Genomic DNA, 21,070 nt, shown 5'->3' on the forward strand with positions numbered 1-21,070 from the left:
CCGCCGGGCCACCCCAACCGCCACCACACAAAAGCAAGGGAGGAGACAACCATGTCGTTCAGGACATCCGTGCGCCGCGTGGCGCTGGCCGCCGGTCTGGCGCTCGCCGCGATGCCCGGCGCCGCCCTGGCGCAGATGGAGCTGAAGATCACCGCCCCCGCCGGCCCCGGCGGCGGCTGGGACGCCGCCGCCCGCTCGATGCAGCAGGCGCTGACCGGCGCCGGCCTCGCCAGGAGCGTGCAGGTCACCAACGTCACGGGCGCCGGCGGGACGATCGGGCTGGCGCAGTTCGTGAACACGGCCCGGGGCGACGGCAGCCAGCTCCTGGTCAACGGCATCACCATGGTCGGCGCCATCCTCACCAACAAGGCACCGGTCGGGCTGGACCGGGTGACGCCCATCGCGCGCCTGACCGCCGACCCGCTGGTCATCGTCGTGCCGAAGGCCTCGCCCCACCAGACCGTCCAGGACCTCGCCGCCGCCATCAGGGCGGAGCCCGGCAAGGTCGTCTGGGCCGGCGGATCGGCCGGCGGCGCCGACCACATCCTGGCGGCACTCTTCGCGCAGGCGGCCGGGGCCGACGCGTCGAAGATCAACTACATCCCCTTCTCCGGCGGCGGGGAGGCGCTGGCCGCCATGCTCGGCGGGCACGTCACGGCCGGCGTGTCGGGCTACGGCGAGTTCGAAAGCCAGATCAAAAGCGGCCGGCTGCGCGCGCTCGCCCTGTCCTCGCCGGAACGGCTGGCCGGCGCGGAGGTCCCCACCCTGAAGGAACAGGGGATGAACGTCGAGGTCGTCAACTGGCGCGCCGTCGTGGCCGCCCCGGACATCTCGGCGGAGCAGAAGCAGGCCCTGACGGCGGTCGTCGATAAGATGGTCAAGACGCCGCAATGGACGGAGATCCTGAAGGCCCGCGGCTGGTCCGACGCCTATCTGTCCGGCGACGGCTTCGCCGCCTTCCTCACCGCCGAGCGCGAGCGCGTCGCCGACGTGCTGCGGACGGTCGGGCTGGTGAAGTAACGGCGGGTCCGGACCCGCCGCGCGGCGCAGGTTCCCGCAGGCTCCAAAGGAAAGACGATGATGCCCTCGAACCGGACGCCACGCGTCGACGTGGCCGCCCTTGCGGTCGGGCTGGGGCTGTTGGCGGCCTCCGCCATGCTGTTCCTCGACACCGCCGGCATGACCGTGACGGCGGTCTACGGGATCGGGCCGAAGGCGATGCCCTACGCGGTCGGGGGCGGCTTGGCACTTCTGGGCCTCCTCCACCTGCTGGCGGCGGTCCGGGACGGGCTGCCCCGGCCGGACCCGATGGACGCCGCGTCCGTGGCCTGGATGATCTCCGGCCTCGCCGGCCTCATCGCCTGCGTGGCCTTCGGGTTCGGCTTCATCCTCGCGGCGGCGGTCGCCTTCACCGCGACAGCGCGGGCCTTCGGCCGGCGCGCGCTGCTCGCGGACGGGGCGCTCGGCCTCGGCATGGGGCTGGGTATCTACCTGATCTTCACGAAGCTCCTGACCCTGACCCTTCCCCAGGGTCCGCTCGAACGCCTGTTCTAGGGCTCGCCTTTTCCGGACATCCGATGATCGAAACATTCGCCGCGCTGAGTCAGGGTTTCCTCATTGCCCTGACGCCCGCCAACCTGCTCTTCGCGCTCGTCGGCGTGCTTCTCGGCACGGCGGTCGGGGTGCTTCCGGGCATCGGGCCGGCCCTGACAGTGGCCCTGCTGCTGCCCGTCACCTTCAAGCTCGACCCGGCCGGGTCGCTCATCATGTTCGCCGGCATCTATTACGGCGGCATGTATGGCGGCTCGACCACCTCGATCCTCATCAACGCGCCGGGCGAAAGCGCTTCGATGATCACGGCGCTCGAAGGCAACCGCATGGCGAAGGCGGGGCGCGGCGGGCCGGCGCTGGCGACCGCCGCCATCGGCTCCTTCGTCGCCGGCACCATCGCCACGGTGGGGCTGGCCCTCTTCGCGCCGCAGCTCGTCGAAGTCGCCATCGGCTTCGGGCCGGCGGACTATTTCGCCCTCATGGTGCTGGCCTTCGTCACCGTCTCGGCGACCTTCGGCGCCTCGCCCCTGCGCGGCATGACCAGCCTGTTCCTGGGCCTCTTCCTCGGGCTGGTCGGTATCGACAGCCTGACCGGCCAGACGCGCCTGACCTTCGGGGTCCCCGAACTGGTGGACGGCATCGAGATCACGACGCTCGCCGTCGGCCTCTTCGCCGTGGGCGAGGCGCTCCACGTCGCCTCGCGCCGCCTCCACGCGACCGACGAGCTGGTGCCCGTGCGCGGCTCCCTCTGGATGAGCCGGGAGGACTGGCGGCGCTCCTGGAAACCCTGGTTGCGCGGCTCCCTCCTGGGCTTTCCCATCGGCGCGCTTCCGGCGGGCGGTGCCGAAATCCCGACCTTCCTCTCCTACGCGGTCGAACGCCGGCTGACGAAACACCCGGATCAGTTCGGCCAGGGCGCCATCGAAGGGGTGGCGGGGCCGGAGGCCGCGAACAACGCCTCGGCGGCGGGAACCTTGATGCCGCTGCTGACGCTCGGCCTGCCCACCTCGGCGACGGCGGCGATCATGCTCGCGGGCTTCCAGCAATACGGCCTCAACCCCGGCCCGCTGCTGTTCGTGGAACGGCCGGACCTCGTCTGGGGCCTGATCGCCAGCCTCTTCGTCGCCAACGCCATGCTGCTCGTGCTCAACCTGCCGCTGGTCGGGCTCTGGGTGCGCATGCTGGCGATCCCGCAGCCCTGGCTCTACGCGGGCATCCTCGTCTTCTCCGCCATGGGCACGGTCGCCACCAACCCCTCGCCGGTGGAGTTGGCCATGCTGCTGGTCTTCGGTCTGCTGGGCTTCGGCATGCGGCGCTTCGACTACCCCATCGCGCCCATGATCGTCGGCCTCATCCTCGGCCCCCTGGCCGAGGCGCAACTCCGCCGCGCCCTGGCGATGAGCCTCGGCGACCCCACGGTTCTGGTCGGCAGCCCCGTGGCCGTCGTCCTGCTCGCCCTCGCCGCCGTGGCCCTTCTCGCACCGCTCCTGTTCCGGGGGCTGGCGCGCTTCCAGGCCGCCGAGGATTGACGGTCCCGGATTGATGGGCCTCGCGGATTGACCCGCCACGCGGTCATCCGCCATCCTCCGGCCCAGTCGCGGCGGCGTCCCCAGCGGGGAACGAGGGGTTTCATGAGCACGGATCTTCAGGAGGAGTCCAGGGGCCGGGGCCGCCGCGAGATCGGCGAGGTCCTGTCCGCCCGCATCCTCGAGTTCATCCGGGCCGGAAACCCGGCGCCCGGCACCCACATGCCGGCCCAGGAACTGGCGGAACGCTTCAACGTCTCGCGCTCGCCGGTCAACCGCGCCCTGCGCCTCCTCCACGAGAACGGCATCCTGGCGCACGAGCCGAACCGCGGCTATTTCCTCGCCGAGGGCTGGGCCGCGGCGGCCGACGCCTTCGCGCCGCGGGCGGGCGATGGTCCGGGCGACCCCTATTTCCGCATCGCCGAGGACCATCTGCACGGGCGCCTGCCGTCGCCGGTGACGGAAACCTTCCTGCGTGAACGCTACGGGCTGAAGCGGACCGAGACCGCCGACATCCTGAACCGCATCGCGCGCGAGGGCTGGGCCGAGCGCCGCCCCGGCTACGGCTGGGAATTCTCGGCCATGCTGACGACGCCGGAAAGCCTGGAGCAGACCTACCGCCTGCGCCTCGCGCTGGAACCGGCCGCCCTGCGCGAACCCGGCTACCGCCTCGACCCGGAGACCGCCGCGCGCTGCCGCGAGGCGGAGGAACGTTTGCTCGCCGGCGGCATCGAGACCGAGACCGCCGACGCCTTGCACGAACGCGGCGTCCGCTTCCACGAGGCCATCGTCGGCGCCTCCGGCAACCCCTTCTTCCTGGAAACCATCCGCCGCATCAACCGCCTGCGCCGCCTGCTCTCCTACCGCTCCATGCTCGACCGCAGCCGCTATTACCAGCAATGCCGCGAACACTTGGCCATCCTCGACCTGATCGAACGGGGCCGCATGGACGAGGCGGCGGAAGCGCTGGAACGGCACCTAAGCGGCACGCTGGTGAACATCCAGCGCATCCGCCCGATCCTGGAGCGGTGAAAGCCCATTCCCTCTCCGTGTCACCCGACCCTGGCTCGCTCCGCCAGGAAATTGAGAAGCACGCGGATCCGCGCGGGAAACGGGCCGCCCTGGCCGATGTGGACGGCGTAAAAGTCCTCCCGGTCACCGGGGTTGCAGGGTTCCACGTTAGAACTCTCTCAGGCACGCAGGATATGCGTCAGATTGGAAGCTCGAAATTCTAGCTCAAACTCCAACGCGGCATAAGGCTTTCCTAGGAACTGATGTGTATTTGTAACTGTAGGGTTAGGTGTAGGTTGCGCGATAGTCTCTGAATGCTTGCTCAAAGTTTGAAAGAAGGCGCCGTTCGATATTCGTAGTTAATGGAGACATGCCTAGTTCGTAACGCTTTTCATGACGTGCAAAAAGCTTTTTTACAGATTCCCCATCCTTCGTTGAGACAAAAAATCTATTTTTTTTCTGAATGTCTTGTATGAGTCCAAGAAATGAGCGACCCAGGTTGATGCCCAAATCGGAATCTATATAATACTTGCATTCCGCTGCTAATACGACTTTGCTGCAGCGTGGGTGCGTCTTCTGTTGACGACAAAACTCAGCTTCATCTGAGAAAAGGACTGCTACGTCACATTCGTGCCTGACTTGAGATTTTCCAGCAATATAGATCCCAACGTGTGCTTCCAATAGGGGGCATTTTTGGAAATGGATTTCCGCATGCGAATAGGGGTGCCTGTCTGAAGAGATGGCGCCGGGTGAGGTCCTGAAATGAAACTGGGCGTGTGCTACGCCATCGATCGTATTACCATTGATGTCTTTGAACGTAATGTTGCCGCCTTCTGACTGTGCAGCCTCAAGGACCAAAGCCCATACATAAGCCTCGTATAAATCAGCCCCGTCTGATGCCGCTGTGAGGTTTGGGGTGATAGCTAAGCTTAATGCAGATTGAATTTCCGCCATAAGGTGTGGTCTAAGCGGCATATCCAGCCTCCTTTTTAAGCTCGATAAGAAGTTCTTTAAGCTTATTAGATGCGCTAATTCGTCGCGCGAATTCGCTATAACTTAGTACGTGCCCTGTATCGCCGGGCCTTTCTGAAGAAAAGTAAATCTCCGTTGGTTGTGCGGCAGGCCGCAGAGTCTCAGTTATTCTGTTGTGGATTAATACACCGCCAATTACGATGGTCTCTATAGCGTCAATCATTATTTTAAGAGCTTCTTTTGGTTCAAAAGGTTCTGTTGTTAGAAATGTAGCTTTGGTGCGGCTAGTCTGCCGAGGACGGCCACGGGTGATGGGGTCTTGACGAACGAGGCGCTCACTCGGAGCTGATAATTCCTTCCGCCCGGTCTTGCCCCGAGCAACCTCATCATCAATTTGATCGGCCAGCCAGCGTAGTTTGTTTTCAATCAAATAGCTTCTTAACTCATTGTAAACAGTTGTTGCTTCCTCTGGGGTCATCGTTCAACTCGCAGATTGCTATAAAGAATCTTTGCATGGCTTAACAACTCTTAGATGATAATTCAATGGGTAATTTATTTTTTGCATGTTAAAGTATGAATTCATATCATTGTATGAATGCTTTACGCGCATTCCGCATGTGCTTAGACCGTGTCTGCAAAATTCAGAGCCATAGCAAGAGCGCTGCGATGGTGATCATGGCGAGGTAGTTGACGGCGCGCTTCTCATATCGTGCGGCAATTCGGCGAAACTGCTTCAACCTGTTGATCAGGCGCTCCACACGATTGCGCTTCCGGTAAGGCTCACGGTCGAAGGCGTGGTCGCGCTTTTCGTTGCTCTTGGCCGGGATGACCGGTTCGATGCCGCACCGGCGCAAGAATGAGCGGATCACACCGCTGCTGTAGGCCTTGTCGGCGGCCAGCCGATCCGGCTTGAGGCGTGGCCGCCCCCGACCCACGCGCTTGATCCAGCCGGTGCCCATCAGCGTGAAGAAGGCCTTGCTGTCGTGCACCTCGCTGCCCGTCAGCGCGAAGGTCACCGGCCTTCCGAGCCCCTCGGCGCGGATCTGGATCTTGGTCGAGAACCCGCCGCGCGAACGCCCCAGCGCCTCGCCGTCGGCTCCCTTTTTTCTCCGCCGGCCTTGCGGGCGCCGACCGTGTGCTGATGAGCGTGAACGATTTTGTTGTCGACAAAGTGCAGGCTCCAGTCAACCCGACCCCGGCGGTTCGGCACTGGCCTGCAACGCTTCCAGGACGCGTTGCCAAACGCCGGCTTTGCGCCAGCGGTAAAATCGGCTCGAAACCGTGCCGAACGAGCCGTACCGTTCCGGCAAGTCACGCCAGGGCGCGCCCGTGCGGGCGATCCACCGCATCCCATCGATCATGCGCCAGAAGCGGCTTCAGTCGCTCGAAAAAGTTGTGAGACATCTTGCAAACGCATTGAATGATGCGTGCATCTTCAGGATTGAGACTGCGGCGCTACATCAACTCGACCGAGATGGACTTCACCGGGAGCAGCGCCCGGAGCAGTGGAGGATATCCAGCAGGAACCAGGGCAACTCTCTTCCAGCCGGAACCTCCCATTGCGCCGCCGGATGGGCTTGGGTGCAACGCCTCAGTTACACCTCGCCTATATGAATTAGGTCGACCCGGTGTCGATCAATTTGCTTGTCGGCGATAACACTCGGCAGCTTGGCATGTTAGGCTGTAAGCTCCAGTATAATGAGGGTGTTGCTAATAGCTTCCTTTCGGGAAGCAAAAAGGCTAACAGGGTAGAATCAAAGGCTTGGCCGTCATCGGGCCATGAGAGTGTTTGCTACCGAATAACGGGCCTTTTCGAAAACCCAGACGGCGCCTTGATAGGACGAAGCGCGGGAGGCCATGCCCCCCGCGCTCCATCCTCCGCTCCGGCGCCCTCAACCGGCCCCGGTCACCCCCATCTCACTCCGCCGCCATCGGCTGCGGCGTCGCCGGCTGGCGCCAGGACTGGAGCAGGCCGGTTTCCTTGGCCTTGGCCGCCTCGACGTTGCGCCGCTTGATGGGACCGTAGCCGCGCATCTCCAGCGGCAGCGAGGCGATCTCCACGGCGAGGTCCAGCCGGTCGCGGGTCAGCCCGTGCAGGATCTCGCCCATCACCGCCTCGTACTCGGCGATCAGCCGGCGTTCCATCCGGCGCTCCGCCGACCGGCCGAAGGGGTCGAGCGCGGTGCCGCGCAGGCGCTTGCCCCTCGCCAGCACCGCCAGCGCCTTCAGCATCCAGGGGCCGAAGGTCCGCTTCCTCGGCTCGGCCCCGTCCTGGCCCTCTTCCCCCAGCGCCGGCGGGGCCATGTGGAAGGTCAGCTTCCAGTCGCCCTCGAACATGGACCGCACATGGTCCACGAAGCCCGTCCGGGTGTAGAGCCGCGCGACCTCGTACTCGTCCTTGTAGGCCATCAGCTTGAAATAGGCGCGTGCGACCGCCTCGGTCAGGAGGGTGGAGCCGGGCGCCACGCGCGCCTCCGTCCGCCGGGTCCAGTCCACGAGGCTGTGGTAGCGCCCGGCATAGGCGGCGTCCTGGTAGTCGGTCAGGAAGCGGACGCGGCGCTCGATCGTCTCCTCCAGCGTGGCCGAGGGGCGGCGCTGGTCGAGGAAGGCGGTCACGGCGGCCACGGGCACCGCCGGCCTGGCGGCGGCCTCCGCCGCGGCCAGCACGGCGGCCGGGTCGATGGCGGCGCGGCGGCCCCACTGGAAGGCGTCGCGGTTCATCCGCACGGCCACGCCGTTCAGCTCGATGGCCTTCAGGATCGCCTCCTCCGACAGGGGGATCAGCCCCTTCTGCCAGGCGAGCCCCATGACGAAGGGGTTGGTGGCGATGCTGTCGCCCAGCAGCGCCGTGGCGATGCGCGTCGCGTCCAGCGCCTCCACCGCCTCCTCGCCGCAGGCCTTGCGGATGTCGGCGACCAGCTCGGGCACGGGGATGGCGAAGTCCGGCTTCTTCAGGAAGTCGATGGTGATGTTGTCGTGGGTGTTGATGACGGCGCGGGTGCGGCCCGCCGCCATCTTCGACAGGGCGTCGCCCGCCGCCGCGACGACGAGGTCGCAGCCCAGCACCGCGTCCGCCCCGCCGGCCGGGATGCGCACCGAATGGATGTCCTCCGGCGTCGGCGCGATGCGGATGTGGCTGGTGACCGCACCGCCCTTCTGGGCGAGGCCGGTCATGTCCAGCACGCCGACTCCCTTGCCCTCGATGTGGGCGGCCATGCCCAGCAGCGCGCTGATGGTGACGATGCCGGTGCCGCCGACCCCCGTCACGTAGAGGCTCCAGGGCCGGTCGAGATCCGGCAGGACGGGCGCGGGCAGGGGGGCCGCGTCGCTGTTGGCGGCGTTGCCCGCCCCGGCCGGCACCGGCTTGCGCATGGTGCCACCCTCCACCGTCACGAAGCTCGGACAGAAGCCCTTGGTGCAGGAGAAGTCCTTGTTGCAGGAGGACTGGTCGATCTGGCGCTTGCGGCCGAACTCCGTCTCCAGCGGCACGACCGACACGCAGGAGGACTTGGCCGAACAGTCGCCGCAGCCCTCGCAGACCAGCTCGTTGATGACCACGCGCTTGGCCGGGTCGGCCATGCGGCCGCGCTTGCGGCGGCGGCGCTTCTCGGTCGCGCAGGTCTGGTCGTAGATCAGCACCGACACGCCGGGGATCTCGCGCATCTCCCGCTGGACGCGGTCCAGCTCGTCGCGGTGCTCCACCGTGGTGAAGGGGGGCAGCCCGTGGCCGATCCCGTATTTCTCCGGCTCATCCGACACCACGGTGATGCGCTGCACGCCTTCGGCGCGGAGCTGCTGGGCCAGGGCCGGCACGGTCAGGGTGCCGTCCACCGGCTGGCCGCCGGTCATGGCGACCGCGTCGTTGAACAGGATCTTGTAGGTGATATTCACCTTGGCGGAGATCGCCTGCCGGATCGCCAGGATGCCGGAATGGTAATAGGTGCCGTCGCCGAGGTTGGCGAAGATGTGCTTCTCGCTGGTGAAGGGCGCCTGCCCGACCCAGGGCGCGCCCTCGCCGCCCATCTGGGTGAAGGTGTCCGTCCGGCGGTCCAGCCAGGTCACCATGTAGTGGCAGCCGATGCCGGCCACCGCACGGCTGCCCTCCGGCACATGGGTGGAGGTGTTGTGCGGGCAGCCGGAACAGAAGGTCGGCTTGCGCTCCACCTGCGCCTTGTGGGCCTTCTGCTTCTCCTGCGCGTCAAGGAAGGCGACGCGCCGCTTCAGGTTCTCGTTGTCGATGAAGCGCTCCAGCCGGCGGCCGATGACCACGGCGACCTGGGCGGGCGACAGCTCGCCGGCGCTCGGCAGGACCCAGTCGTTGTTCTCGTCGAACTTGCCGACCACGCGCGGGCGCACGTCCGGGTGCCAGTTGTAGAGCTGCTCCTTCAGCTGGTTCTCGATGACCGCGCGCTTCTCCTCGACGACGACGATCTCCTCCAGCCCCTCGGCGAAATGGCGGGCGCCGTCGCGCTCCAGCGGCCAGGGCATGCCGACCTTGTAGACGGTGATGCCCCAGTCGGCGGCCATGGCCTCGGTGATGCCCAGCTCGTCGAAGGCCTGGCGGACGTCCAGGTAGCTCTTGCCCGTGGTGACGATGCCCAGCCGCGGCCGGGGGGACTCCATCACCACCCGGTCGATCCGGTTGGCCCGCGCGAAGGCCAGGGCGGCGTAGAGCTTGTGCTTCATCAGCCGGTGTTCCTGCTCCAGCGGCGGGTCAGGCCAGCGGATGTTCAGCCCGCCCGGCGGCAGGGGGAAGTCCGGCACGGTGTTCGACACGCGGTGCGGATCGACATACACGGACGCCGAGCTGTCCACCGTCTCCGCGATCGTCTTCATGGCGATCCAGCAGCCGGAATAGCGGCTCATCGCCCAGCCGATCAGCCCGTAATCCAGGATCTCCTGCACGCCGGCCGGGTTCAGCACCGGGATCATGGCGTGCATGAAGGCGTGTTCGGACTGGTGCGGGAAGGTGGAGGATTTGGCGTTGTGGTCGTCGCCGGTCAGCACCAACACCCCGCCGTTGCGCGACGTGCCGGCGGCGTTGGCGTGCTTGAAGGCGTCGAGCGAGCGGTCCACCCCCGGCCCCTTGCCGTACCACATGGCGAAGACGCCGTCATAGGTGGCACCGGGGAACAGCCCGACCTGCTGGCTGCCCCAGACGGTGGTGGCGCCCAGCTCCTCGTTGACGCCGGGCTGGAAGCGGATGTGGTGCTTCTCCAGGAACGTCCGCGCGGTCCAGAGGCTCTGGTCCAGCCCGCCCAGCGGCGATCCCCGGTATCCCGAAATGAAGCAGCCGGTGTTCAGCCCGGCGGCCAGGTCGCGCTGCCTCTGCATCATCGGCAGCCGCACCAGCGCCTGGGTGCCCGTCAGGTACACGCGGCCCCGTTCCAGCGCGTATTTGTCGTCGAGGGTGACGGTTGCGAGCGCCATGTTCCACTCCCCGTTCGTTGCCCGGTTCAGGCGGTCGAGCGTTGCTTTTTCTGATTGTTCGCTCGACAGAAGGGTAATGACGGCTGCCCCAACCCGCAACGGGCGTCGCGGGCTGCTCCGCAAAAAGCACGAAACGGTCCGGCGGTGGCGCGGGCGGGAAAGACCCCGCAAAAAAACAGCATCAAACTGGAAAATTGGAACGCCCCGCCGGCCGGCCCGCCCGCGCTTCAGCACTTCGGGAACGGCCCGGCCCGCGGCACGACGGCCCCGTTGCGCTTTGACGGCGGCTGCCGCTGGCCCTCGTCCCCCGCCCAGCGGCAGCCGACCAAAAAATTCTGATCCACTCCGATAACATTAAAAATGTTTCATTAATGAATAGCTGAGAGAAAAATCATGACAAACGGACCCGGTTCGGGCGCGGCGGGCAGGAGGCGTGGCATGCCCTTGGCCGGACCCGGGATCCGCGCGGCGCGGTGAGCAGAAAGAAAGACCAAGCGATGGCATCAAGCCCGATATACCAGCAGAGAGTCGTCGATGTGCGCACGCAGGACGTCTACCGCGTGGAGATCTTCTACAGGGACGAAGCGGGCGACGCGCCGGCGGCGGTCCTGCCGGTCGGCGTGGACAGGAACTTCCACGCCGTGGGCGACATGCTGAGAGATCTCCTCGAGGCTTCCTCCCGGCTGCCGGAGGACATCCAGCACCTGATCTCAATCAACGTCGCGAACTCGATCTTCTTCGACGGCGATCTGACCCATCTGGTCATGTCCAGCCTCCAGGACCTGCCCTACGGCCTGTCGATCGAGGTCTCGCAGCTCGGCGATCTGCCGGAGCCACGCAAGATCAACGCGCTCTTCAGCGAGTTTCGCAAAATCAACTGCACCGTGGAGCTGGACAATTTCGGCGGCGCCTTTTCGAAGAACCCGCAGGTCTTCTCCGAATATTCCTTCGATTCGATGAAGCTCGACGCGCGCTTCGTCCAGAACGCCCTGGCCGACGACCGCCGCCTGCGGCTGCTGTCGCTGGTGTCCGACATGGTCAAGGCCCAGGGCAAGCGGATCATCGCGACGGGTGTCGCCTCGAAGGCGGACAGCGACAAGCTTGCCGGACTCGGCATCGTATTGCAGCAGGGCGAGTTCATCCACTCGCCGCAACCGGTTATGTGAGGAGTTGGGGCATGATTAGCTTTCCGGTCAGGGCCGACGAGAACGGACGCATCGACGCGCTGCAAGGCCTCAACATCGTGGACACGCAGGGGCACGAGGCCGTCCAGCGCTTCGTCGAGATCGCCAAGGCGCTGTTCGACGTGCCGATGGGGGCCGCGACCCTCCTCGACGAGGACAAGCAGTGGCTCTACGCACGCTCCGGCCTCGCCGTGTGCGAAACGGGCCGCGACGTGGCCTTCTGCAACTATCCCATCTACCACGAGGAGCTGTTCGAGGTCACCGACGCCACCCTCGACCCGCGTTTCCGCGACAACCCGCTGGTCACCGACGCGCCGCACCTGCGCTACTACTGCGGCGCGCCGATCTTCTTCGACGGCGTGCCGCTCGGCGCGCTCTGCATGCTGGACGTGAAGCCGCGGGACCCCGCATCGGAGGTCCACAAGAAGGTGCTGACGGAGCTGGCGGCGGCCGTCGCCCGCGAGATCTCGGTCTCGCTGCAGCTCCGCCGCGCCACGGCCGAGCTGACCTCGCTGCTGGCGGAGATGTAAGACCGAGTGCAGGGCGGGCGGGCCGGCGCCGTCGGGCCTCACTGCACCGGCGGCTGCCCGGCGTGCGGCTGGTCCGGAGCCGGCGGCTCCGGCCGGGCGTCCGGCCAGACGCTCGGCACCGGCGACCCGTTGAGCGCGAGCGCGCGGACGGTGGCGCGCAGGGACCGCAGCAGCGCGCGGGCGATGGCGCGGGACTCCGAGCTGCCGTCGCAGGTCGCGGCCCAGCGCAAGGCCGCCGCATGGGCCTGGAGGGCGTCGGCGAAGCCCTCCCCGTCGGCATCCACCCAGGTGACGCAGGTCGCCAGCGACGCGACCATGGCCTGCGCGGCCTGGTCGCCGTTGGCGGCGAGCTGAAGGTCGGACAGGGCGTGCCGCAGCCGGGCGCCGATGGCGTCGGGCCGGGCAATGGCCTTCTCCAGCCGGTCCACGGCCAGCAGAAGCCGGATGCGCTCCCGGCTCGGCGGGACCGCGCGGGAGGAGGGCGGCGGCAGGCGCAGGGGCTCCGGCCCGGCGGACAGGGCGGGATACTCATCGGAAAACTGGGGCGGCGGCTCGGCCGGGGGCAGCCGGAAGGTCGCGGTCCTGGGCTCCTGGCGGTAATCGTCCTCCGGCGCCTGGCTGGCGGACCGGACGTTGGGCGGGACGCCCGACTCGTTGCGGCGGCTCAGCACCGCCTCGATGCGCTGGATCAGGGTGGCGGCGGTGATCGGCTTGGCCAGCACCGTGTCGGCCCCGGCGTCCCAGGCCGCGCGCACGGTCGCGAGGTCGGCGTTGCCCGTCAGCACGATCACCGGCAGGTCCTGCCGCGTACAGCCCGGCGACTGCCGCACCCAATAGAGAAGCTGTCCGCCGCTCACCGGCTCCATCAGCCAGTCGGTCACCATCAGGTCGAACCGCTCGCGGCGCAGCAGCTCGCGCGCCTGCTCCCCGGCCCCGACGGAGACGACCCGGCCGACGCCCCACAGCGCCAGCATGTCCCTGAGCGCGCTCTGGAGCAGCGGGTTGTCGTCCACCACCAGGATCTTCAGGTTGTGGCGCTGGGCGCTGGGCATGGAAGCGTTCGTCATGGGGCGCGCGGGCTCCGGCTCGGGTGACAAGCCGAATATCCGCACCCCGCGCCATGCTTTCAGGACATGGAGAGGGGTTATCGCCGTTCCGTCCCGCCGCCCCGCCCGCCGGGTAGGGGATGACGCGCCGGATCCCCGATCGAAAGTGGTGAGAGGCGGTGAAAAGGCCCGAAAGGGGGATGTCGGCGGGACCGGCCGGGACGGCCGCCAGTCCGGGCTCGGTACTCACCCGATGGCGGACTCCGCGATTCCGGTGAAGGCCATGCCGAGCGCCCAGACGCCGAAGCCGGCGAGCGCCAGGCCGGTGCAGTGGTTCAGCAGGGCCAGCCGCTCGTCGGAGATGCGGTGGCGCACCGCCGCCACTCCCAGCGACAGGCCCATCCACCAGGTCGAAGCACCCAGGAAAATCCCGAAGACCAGGGTAGTGGCGTCCATCCGGCCGAGATCGCCGCCCAGCCCGAAGCCGGCGAAGACGGCGATGAAGGCCATGATGGTGGCGGGGTTGGTCAGGGTCAGCGACAGGCCGGTCAGGAAGCCGCCGAGCATGCTCGGCGCTCCGGCGTTGCGGCGCGCCTCGGCCTCCTGGTCCTTCGGCTTCTGGCGGAAGGTGCGGACGGCGACGACGATCAGGAAGATCCCGCCGACGAGCTGGAAGCCGATCTCGTTGCCGCGCAGGAAGCTCATGGCGGCCGACACGCCGAAGGCGGCGATGGCGCCGAAGATGGTGTCGGCGACCGCCGCCCCGAAGCCCGTGGAGAAGCCCATCATCGGGCCGTGCTGGAGCGTGCGGCGGATGCACAGCAGGCCGATCGGCCCGACGGGCGCCGCGATGGCGATCCCCAGGACCAGCCCCTGCAGCAGCACCACCAACTCATGCACCAACCCGGCGTCCCCCTTCGGACCTGATCCGCGCGGCCCCACGGAATGCAGGCCCGCGACTCGCGACGGTTGGGGCGGGGTGTACCCGTCCTCCACCATCCCGTCAACCAGCCTGCCGCCGAATCGGCTCCACCCGGCACCAAGGGCCCGGCACCAACGGATAGGACCAAACGGTCCCTGTCGCGCCGCGCGCGGCGCGGCTATGCTCCCGTTCCGGGCCAAGGGCCCGCCCGCGCCGTGCGGCGCGGCCACAGCTTTGGACGATGCGGATGAGCGAAGGCGGCGGAGTGCCGGAGCCGATGAAGGACCGGCTGATCGGGGAGGCCCGCGCGGCGATGGCCAGGGCCTACGCCCCCTATTCGAACTTCCCGGTCGGTGCCGCGATCCTCGGCGAGGGCGGCGGCATCCACGCCGGCGCCAACGTCGAGAACGCCGCCTACCCGCAGGGGCAATGCGCCGAATCCTCCGCCATCGGCGCCATGATCATGGCCGGCGAGCGCCGCATCCGGGAGATCGCCGTCATGGGCGGCCAGCCGGGCGACGGGCTGCTCTGCACGCCCTGCGGCGGCTGCCGCCAGCGGCTGCGCGAGTTTGCGGCACCGGGCATGACCATCCATGTCTGCGGGCCGGAAGGGCTGCGGCGCAGCTTCACGCTGGAGGAGCTGCTGCCCCACTCCTTCGGCCCCGGCAACCTCGCCTTCTGACGGCCCCCCTCCAACCGGACCACGGCCCCAATCATGGAACTGAACGCATGACCGCCGCCGGCGCCGCCGCGGAAATCCTGTACCGGGCCCCCGGACGCCAGCCCAGGACCGGCATCGTGCTGGGCTCCGGCCTCGGCGGGATCGCCGACCGCGTCGAGGACGCCGTCATCATCCCCTACGGGGAGCTGCCCGGCTTCCCCCTGCCGAGCGTCGAGGGCCACGCCGGCCGGCTGGTGGTCGGGACGCTCGGTGGGGGAATGGTCGCCTGCATGCAGGGCCGCGTCCACGGCTACGAGGGCAACGGCTTCGCCGCGCTGAAGACGGCCATCCGCGCGCTGAAGCTGGCGGGCTGCGACGGGCTGGTCCTGACCTGCGCCGCCGGCTCCCTGCGGGAGGAGGTCGGGCCGGGCCGGCTGATGGCCATATCCGACCACATCAACCTGCTCGGCACCAACCCGCTGGCCGGCCCCAACGAGGACAGCTTCGGCCCGCGCTTCCCCAGCCTGACCGACGCCTGGGACCCGGAGCTACGGTCGCGCCTGCACGCCGTTGCGCGGGCGCGGGGCATCGACCTGGCGGAGGGCGTCTATGCCGCCTGCCTCGGCCCCTCCTTCGAGACGCCCGCGGAAGTGCGGATGTTGAAGGTTCTGGGTGCGGACGCCGTCGGCATGTCCACCGTCCCGGAATGCATCATCGCGCGGCATTGCGGCCTGCGGGTCGTGGGCTGCGCGGTCATCACCAACCTGGGCGTGGGTCTCGGCGACGGGCCGGTGGACCATGACCAGACGCTGCGCGCGGCTGGCGCCGCCGCCGCCGACCTGGAAGGGCTCCTGGTCGGCTTCCTCGAAGGCCTGAACGACACCGGCTCGAACCAAGAGGACGGACGCCGCCCATGAATCTCCCCCCTGAGCTGCAGCAGGCCGTGGATGAGGCCGCCACGGCCACGACCCTCACCAAGAAGGCGGCGCGCCGCGCCATCGGCCTGCTCGACCTCACCAGCCTGGAGGACGCGGACACCGACGGCACCATCCAGGCGCTGTGCCGCCGCGCCGTGACGCCGGCGGGTCCCGTCGCCGCCGTCTGCGTCTGGCCGCGCTTCGTGCGGACCGCGCGCAAGGCCTTGAAGGGCAGCGGCGTGCGGATCGCCACGGTGGTGAACTTCCCCGGCGGGGAGGGCACGGCCGCCTCGGTCGCCGAAGAGACGGCCGCGGCGGTCGCCGACGGGGCCGACGAGATCGACATGGTCTTCCCCTACCGCGCCTTCATCGACGGCGCCCGCACCCTGCCCAAGGGCGTGATGCACGCCTGCCGGGAAGCCTGCGGCGACAAGATCACGATGAAGGTGATCCTGGAATCCGGCCAGTTCCCGGACCCGGACCTGCTGTCCTGGGCGGCGCGCGACGCCATCGCCGCCGGTGCCGATTTCCTGAAGACCTCCACCGGCAAGACCAAGCCCGCCGCCACGCTGCCGGCCGCGGCGCTGCTCCTGCACGCCATCGCCGACGCCGGCCGGCCCGTCGGCTTCAAGGCCGCCGGGGGCATCCGCGACGCCGCCACGGCGGCGGGCTACCTGGCCCTGGCCGAGCGCATCATGGGGCCGGACTGGGCCAGCCCGAAGACCTTCCGCTTCGGCGCCTCGGCCCTGCTCGACTCCCTGCTCGCCGCGGCGGAGGGGGGATCGGGGAAGGGTTCCAAGGACGCCGGTTACTGATAAGGTCCCGGCAAGAAGACCCAGCGAGAAAAGACGGACATGCTTCCACAGGAAATCATCCGCAAGAAGCGCGACGGCGGCCGGCTCGCCGCCGCGGAGATCGAGGGCTTCGTGCGGGGCATCACCGACGGCTCGGTGACGGAGGGGCAGGCCGCCGCTCTCGCCATGGCGGTCTTCTTCCGGGGCATGGAGCTGGAGGAGCGCGTGGCCCTGACCCGCGCCATGACCAACTCCGGCACGGTGATGCGCTGGGATCATCTGGACCTCTCCGGCCCGGTGCTGGACAAGCATTCCACCGGCGGCGTCGGCGACAAGGTCAGCCTCATCCTGGCCCCGGCGCTGGCCGCCTGCGGCGGCTTCGTGCCGATGGTCTCGGGCCGCGGGCTCGGCCACACCGGCGGCACGCTCGACAAGTTCGAGAGCATCCCCGGCTACCGGGCCAAGCCCGACCGCGCGACGCTGGAGCGGGTGGTGAAGGGGGTTGGCTGCGCCGTCATCGGCGCCACCGACGACATCGCCCCCGCCGACAAGCGGCTCTACGCCATCCGCGACGTGACCGCGACGGTCGAGTCCATCGACCTCATCACCGCCTCAATCCTGTCGAAGAAGCTCGCCGCGGGCCTCGACGCGCTGGTGATGGACGTGAAGTTCGGCTCCGGCGCCTTCATGGCGCGCTATGACGACGCCCGCGCGCTGGCCGCCAGCATCGCCACCGTCGCGCGCGGCGCCGGCCTGCCGACCGTGGCGCTGCTGACCGACATGAACCAGGTGCTGGGCACCACCGCCGGCAACGCGCTGGAGATGCGCGAATGCCTGGACATCCTGCGCGGCGGCCCCGCCGACCCGCGCCTTTACGAGGTGACGGCCGCCCTCGCGGCGGAGCTTCTGGCGCTGGGCGGGCTGGCCGCCGACGCCGATGAGGGCCGCCGGCGGTTCGACCGCACCATGGCCGACGGCAGCGCCGCCGACCGCTTCGCCCGCATGGTCGCCGCCCTCGGCGGCCCCGCCGACCTGCTCGACCGGCCCGACGCTTACCTCGCCGCCGCCCCCATCGTCCGCCCGGTCTTCCCCGACCGGGAGGGTCGCGTCGCCGCCATCGACACGCGCGCAGCGGGCATCGCCGTCGTGGCGCTCGGGGGCGGGCGCAGCCGGGCCGAGGACGGCATCGACCACGCGGTCGGCCTCGCCGGGGTTGCCGGCCTCGGCGACACGGTCGGCCCCGCCGCCCGCCCGCTTGCCCTGGTCCACGCCCGCACCGAGGCCGGGTTCGAAGCCGCCGCCGCCACGCTACGCGCCGCCTTCACCCTCGCCGCCGTCACCCTTGCCGACGAGGCGCCCGAGGCCGGGCCGCTGATCGCCGAGAGGCTTTGAGGGGTAGGGGAGCGGCGTCTGGGGATACCCTCCCGACCCGGTGCCGCTCCGCTCAGATGCCCTGGCCGCCGGACACCTCGATCCGCTGGGCATTGACCCACCGGTTGTCCTCGGACAGCAGGCTCGCGATCATCGGCCCGATGTCGTCCGGCAGGCCGACGCGGCCGAGCGCGGTCATGTCCGCGAAGAAGCGGTTGAACTCCGGGGTGTCGCGGACCGCCCCGCCGAAGAAGTCGGTCTCGATGGCACCCGGCGCCACCGTGTTGACGGCGATCCCGCGTCCGCCCAGCTCCTTCGCCATGTAGACCGACAGCACCTCGACCGCGCCCTTCACCGCCGCGTAGGCGGACCAGCCGGCTGCCGAAACCCGGGTCAGGCCGGAGGACAGGTTCACGATGCGGCCGCCGTCGGCGATCAGCGGCAGCAGCGCCTGGGTCAGGAAGAACACGCCCTTGAAGTGGACATCGACCAGCGCGTCGAACTGCGCCTCGGTCGTCTGCGCGAACGGCGCGCCGTCGCCGTGGCCGGCATTGTTCACGAGATGATCGAAGGTCTTCCGCTGCCAGACGTCCTGCAATGCCTCCCGCATGCGTCCCGCGAAAGCCGCGAAGGAGGAAACGTCGCCGGTGTCGAGCGGCAAGGCGACGGCCTTGCGGCCCAGGGCTTCGATCTCCGCGACGGTGGCCCGCGCCTCCTCCGCGCGGCTCCGGTAGGTGAGGACGACGTCCCCGCCGCGGCGGGCGATGCTGAGCGCCGTGTTGCGGCCGAGCCCGCGGCTGGCTCCGGTGACGAGGGCGATCTTGGTCATGGTCAGGCTCCGTTGTGCGACGCTGTGGTGCGACCGCGCCACTATCGGTCCGGAGAGCCGGCCTTTGTTGCCGGAAGCTCGACGTTCTTTGCCCGATCCTACGAGACCGCGTGCGTTGCCGGAGGCGAGGGGCTAGGCTTTGCGCATGACCAGCCTGCTCGACGCCGTCCGCCGTCACGCCGAGGCTCACGCCGACGCGAACGGCCTGGCGCAGACCCCGATCCCGGGCCTCACGACCGTGCGCGCGACGGTGCCCAGCGGCCTCGTCCACGCGATCTCCCGCCCGCTCGTCTGCCTCGTGCTGCAGGGAAGCAAGCACGTCACGATGGGCACGCGGGGCTTCGCCTTCGCCGCCGGCGATTCGCTGCTGATCACGGCGGACGTGCCGACCGTGAGCCAGATCACGCGCGCAAGCGTCGGCGCCCCCTACCTCTCGCTCGTGCTGGAGCTTGACCCGACGGTCATTGCCGACCTCGCGGCGCAGATGAGGGACGCCCAGCCCTCCGATCATGCGCCGGTGCGCGTCGATCCGACCGACGCCGAGGTGGCCGACGCGGCGCTACGGCTGATGCGGCTGCTCGAACGCCCGGCCTCGGTCCCGGTGCTGCACGCGCAGCTCGTCCGCGAACTGCATTACTGGCTGCTGGCCGGCCGCCACGGGGCGGCGATCCGCCGTCTCGGCTGGCCGGACGGCCACGCGCAGCGCGTCGCGCGCGCCGTGGCGCTGCTCCGGGCCGAGTTCGCGCAACGTTTGCCGGTCGAGCGCCTCGCCGCCGTGGCGGGGATGAGCCCGTCCTCCTTTCACCAGCACTTCCGCGCGGTGACCTCCCTGACGCCGCTGCAGTTTCAGAAACATCTGCGGCTGATCGAGGCCAGGCGGCTGATGCTGTCGGAGGGCACGACCGCCGCCAACGCGGCCTATGCGGTCGGCTACGAGAGCGTGCACCAGTTCACCCGCGAGTACGGGCGGATGTTCGGCCTGCCCCCCGTCCGGGCCACGAAGGCGGCGAGGAGCAAGGCCGAAGCCGGCTGATCGGAACCTGTTCCCTCACTTCGCCAGCTCGATCGCCTCGGCGAGCTTCCGCACGGCCTCCTGGGAGGTCATGTCCGAATTGAAGTGCGAAGTGACCACGTCCAGGAAGGCGCCGCGCACGGCACCGGGGACGGACATCTCATGCGCCATGGAGGGGACGGCGGTGTTGTTGGCGACCGCCGCCTTCAGGTCGTCCATGGACTTCACCGCGCATTCGTCGAACTTGTCGCGCGGCATGTCCTGGCGGGCGGGGATGGATCCCTTCAGCGTGTTGAAGGTTTCCTGGAAGCTCGGGCCGAGGATCAGCTTGGCGAGCAGCATCTGGCCGGCCGTGCGGTCGGCGTTGCCCGACTTGAACATCACGAAGCTGTCGGCGTTGACGATGTAGCCGGACTGGCCCGGAACCGCCACGCAGAGGAAGTCCTTTCCCGGCACCTTGCCGGCGGCCAGCAACTCGCCCTTGGCCCAGTCGCCCATGATCTGCATGGCGGCCTGACCGTTCATCAGCATGGCGGTGGACAGGTTCCAGTCGCGGTTGTTGAAACCGGCATCGACATAGCCGCGCAGCTTGCGCATCTGGTCGAACACCTTGACCATCGTCTCGCCGGTCAGCGCCTCTTCGTTCAATTCCACCAAGGCCTTGCGGAAGAAGTCGGCCCCGCCGATGCCCAACGCCACGTCCTCGAAGACGGAGGTGTCCTGCCAAGGCTGGCTGCCATGGGCCAGCGGCGTGATGCCGGCGGCCTTCAGCTTTTCGGCGGCGGCGTTGAACTCGTCCCATGTCTTCGGAACCGTCAGGCCCGCCTTCCCGAAGACCCTGGGGTTGATCCACAGCCAGTTGACGCGGTGGATGTTCACCGGCACCGCGACGAAGCGCCCCTCATGCTTCATGACGTCCAGCACCAGCGGCGGCAGCGTCTTCTCCCAGCCCTCCGCCCTGGCGACCTCGTCGAGGCTGGCGAGCGTGCCCTGCTCGGCCCAGTCCCGGATGTTCGGCCCTTTCAGCTGCACCGCGTTCGGCGGATCGCCGGCCAGCACGCGCGAGCGCAGCACCGTGCTCGCCGCGTCGCCGCCCCCGCCCGCCACCGGCGCGTCGATCCACCGGCCGCCCGCCGCCTCGAACTCCCGCCGCAAGGCGCCCGCGGCCTTGGACTCGCCGCCGGAGGTCCAGTAATGCAGCACCTCGACCGTCGGCTCGGCCTTGGCCGGTGCCGCGGCCAGGCCGCAGGCCAGCACGGTCGCCAGCGCGGTCAGCGCGGCGCGGGACGTGAACGGAAAGCGCATCATGGACCT

At 68.6% G+C, this 21,070-nt stretch carries 19 protein-coding genes; 11 read left to right on the forward strand and 8 right to left on the reverse strand.

The annotated features are described in order from the left end of the window. Window positions 1-51 precede the first annotated feature (51 nt). The 4 genes from JUB11_RS19590 to JUB11_RS19605 all read left to right on the forward strand — a co-directional run bounded on the left by JUB11_RS19590 (window position 52) and on the right by JUB11_RS19605 (window position 4,109). Window positions 52-1,020, forward strand: coding sequence for a tripartite tricarboxylate transporter substrate binding protein (locus tag JUB11_RS19590; RefSeq protein WP_207460262.1), 969 nt, complete (start codon window positions 52-54; stop codon window positions 1,018-1,020). Window positions 1,021-1,077: 57 nt separating this feature from the next. Continuing rightward, a complete protein-coding gene (locus JUB11_RS19595) occupies window positions 1,078-1,554 on the forward strand; it encodes a tripartite tricarboxylate transporter TctB family protein (RefSeq protein WP_207460263.1) in 477 nt (158 codons plus the stop codon). Window positions 1,555-1,580: 26 nt separating this feature from the next. After that, entirely contained in the window at window positions 1,581-3,080 is a 1,500-nt protein-coding gene (locus tag JUB11_RS19600; RefSeq protein ID WP_207460336.1) for a tripartite tricarboxylate transporter permease, read from the forward strand. Window positions 3,081-3,182: 102 nt separating this feature from the next. Continuing rightward, window positions 3,183-4,109 carry a GntR family transcriptional regulator gene (locus JUB11_RS19605; protein ID WP_207460264.1) on the forward strand — a complete coding sequence of 309 codons (927 nt, stop codon included), beginning with the start codon at window positions 3,183-3,185 and terminating at the stop codon, window positions 4,107-4,109. A 264-nt stretch (window positions 4,110-4,373) separates the two neighbouring features. On the opposite strand, the gene JUB11_RS19610 is transcribed toward JUB11_RS19605, so the two are convergent. The 4 genes from JUB11_RS19610 to JUB11_RS19630 form a co-directional block, all read right to left on the reverse strand. Continuing rightward, the gene (locus JUB11_RS19610) at window positions 4,374-5,063 is read right to left on the reverse strand and encodes a hypothetical protein (protein WP_207460265.1); all 690 of its coding nucleotides are present in this window, start codon (window positions 5,061-5,063) and stop codon (window positions 4,374-4,376) included. Continuing rightward, on the reverse strand, window positions 5,053-5,538 hold the full coding sequence (locus JUB11_RS19615; protein WP_207460266.1) for a hypothetical protein: 486 nt from the start codon (window positions 5,536-5,538) through the stop codon (window positions 5,053-5,055). The genes JUB11_RS19610 and JUB11_RS19615 overlap by 11 nt, the downstream gene beginning before the upstream one ends. Window positions 5,539-5,701: 163 nt before the next feature. Next, window positions 5,702-6,244 carry an IS5 family transposase gene (locus JUB11_RS19620; RefSeq protein WP_207460337.1) on the reverse strand — a complete coding sequence of 181 codons (543 nt, stop codon included), beginning with the start codon at window positions 6,242-6,244 and terminating at the stop codon, window positions 5,702-5,704. A 733-nt stretch (window positions 6,245-6,977) separates the two neighbouring features. Continuing rightward, window positions 6,978-10,490 carry an indolepyruvate ferredoxin oxidoreductase family protein gene (locus JUB11_RS19630; protein ID WP_207460268.1) on the reverse strand — a complete coding sequence of 1,171 codons (3,513 nt, stop codon included), beginning with the start codon at window positions 10,488-10,490 and terminating at the stop codon, window positions 6,978-6,980. Between the two features lie 497 nt (window positions 10,491-10,987). Here JUB11_RS19630 and JUB11_RS19635 point away from each other — a divergent pair, with 497 nt between their 5' ends. Continuing rightward, complete coding sequence (locus JUB11_RS19635) at window positions 10,988-11,656, forward strand: EAL domain-containing protein (RefSeq protein ID WP_207460269.1); 669 nt, start codon at window positions 10,988-10,990, stop codon at window positions 11,654-11,656. An 11-nt stretch (window positions 11,657-11,667) separates the two neighbouring features. Continuing rightward, window positions 11,668-12,204 (forward strand): GAF domain-containing protein, encoded by a 537-nt coding sequence (locus tag JUB11_RS19640; RefSeq protein ID WP_207460270.1) that lies wholly within the window; start codon window positions 11,668-11,670, stop codon window positions 12,202-12,204. 38 nt (window positions 12,205-12,242) lie between these two features. Here JUB11_RS19640 and JUB11_RS19645 read toward each other — a convergent pair whose 3' ends face one another. Both JUB11_RS19645 and JUB11_RS19650 read right to left on the reverse strand, forming a co-directional pair. Beyond that, entirely contained in the window at window positions 12,243-13,271 is a 1,029-nt protein-coding gene (locus JUB11_RS19645; RefSeq protein WP_247887175.1) for a response regulator, read from the reverse strand. A 225-nt stretch (window positions 13,272-13,496) separates the two neighbouring features. After that, complete coding sequence (locus JUB11_RS19650; RefSeq protein ID WP_207460271.1) at window positions 13,497-14,150, reverse strand: LysE family transporter; 654 nt, start codon at window positions 14,148-14,150, stop codon at window positions 13,497-13,499. A 299-nt stretch (window positions 14,151-14,449) separates the two neighbouring features. On the opposite strand from JUB11_RS19650, the gene cdd reads away from it, so the two are divergent. From cdd to deoA, 4 genes are read left to right on the forward strand one after another with little or no spacing between them, the layout of a single operon-like run. After that, complete coding sequence (gene cdd / locus JUB11_RS19655) at window positions 14,450-14,854, forward strand: cytidine deaminase (protein ID WP_207460339.1); 405 nt, start codon at window positions 14,450-14,452, stop codon at window positions 14,852-14,854. A gap of 47 nt (window positions 14,855-14,901) precedes the next feature. Further along, window positions 14,902-15,750 (forward strand): purine-nucleoside phosphorylase, encoded by an 849-nt coding sequence (locus JUB11_RS19660; protein ID WP_207460272.1) that lies wholly within the window; start codon window positions 14,902-14,904, stop codon window positions 15,748-15,750. Next, window positions 15,747-16,565, forward strand: a complete 819-nt coding sequence (deoC, locus tag JUB11_RS19665; RefSeq protein WP_207460273.1) for a deoxyribose-phosphate aldolase — start codon at window positions 15,747-15,749, stop codon at window positions 16,563-16,565. The genes JUB11_RS19660 and deoC overlap by 4 nt, the downstream gene beginning before the upstream one ends. Before the next feature lie 39 nt (window positions 16,566-16,604). Beyond that, entirely contained in the window at window positions 16,605-17,936 is a 1,332-nt protein-coding gene (gene deoA, locus JUB11_RS19670; RefSeq protein WP_207460274.1) for a thymidine phosphorylase, read from the forward strand. A 52-nt stretch (window positions 17,937-17,988) separates the two neighbouring features. On the opposite strand, the gene JUB11_RS19675 is transcribed toward deoA, so the two are convergent. Continuing rightward, window positions 17,989-18,744, reverse strand: coding sequence for an SDR family oxidoreductase (locus JUB11_RS19675; protein WP_207460275.1), 756 nt, complete (start codon window positions 18,742-18,744; stop codon window positions 17,989-17,991). Window positions 18,745-18,889: 145 nt separating this feature from the next. Here JUB11_RS19675 and JUB11_RS19680 point away from each other — a divergent pair, with 145 nt between their 5' ends. Further along, on the forward strand, window positions 18,890-19,777 hold the full coding sequence (locus JUB11_RS19680) for an AraC family transcriptional regulator (RefSeq protein WP_207460276.1): 888 nt from the start codon (window positions 18,890-18,892) through the stop codon (window positions 19,775-19,777). 15 nt (window positions 19,778-19,792) lie between these two features. On the opposite strand, the gene JUB11_RS19685 is transcribed toward JUB11_RS19680, so the two are convergent. Continuing rightward, entirely contained in the window at window positions 19,793-21,064 is a 1,272-nt protein-coding gene (locus JUB11_RS19685; protein ID WP_247887177.1) for an ABC transporter substrate-binding protein, read from the reverse strand. Between the last annotated feature and the right edge of the window lie 6 nt (window positions 21,065-21,070).

Origin of the sequence: Azospirillum sp. SYSU D00513, from assembly GCF_017356015.1 — a bacterium.
GTDB lineage: Bacteria > Pseudomonadota > Alphaproteobacteria > Azospirillales > Azospirillaceae > Azospirillum.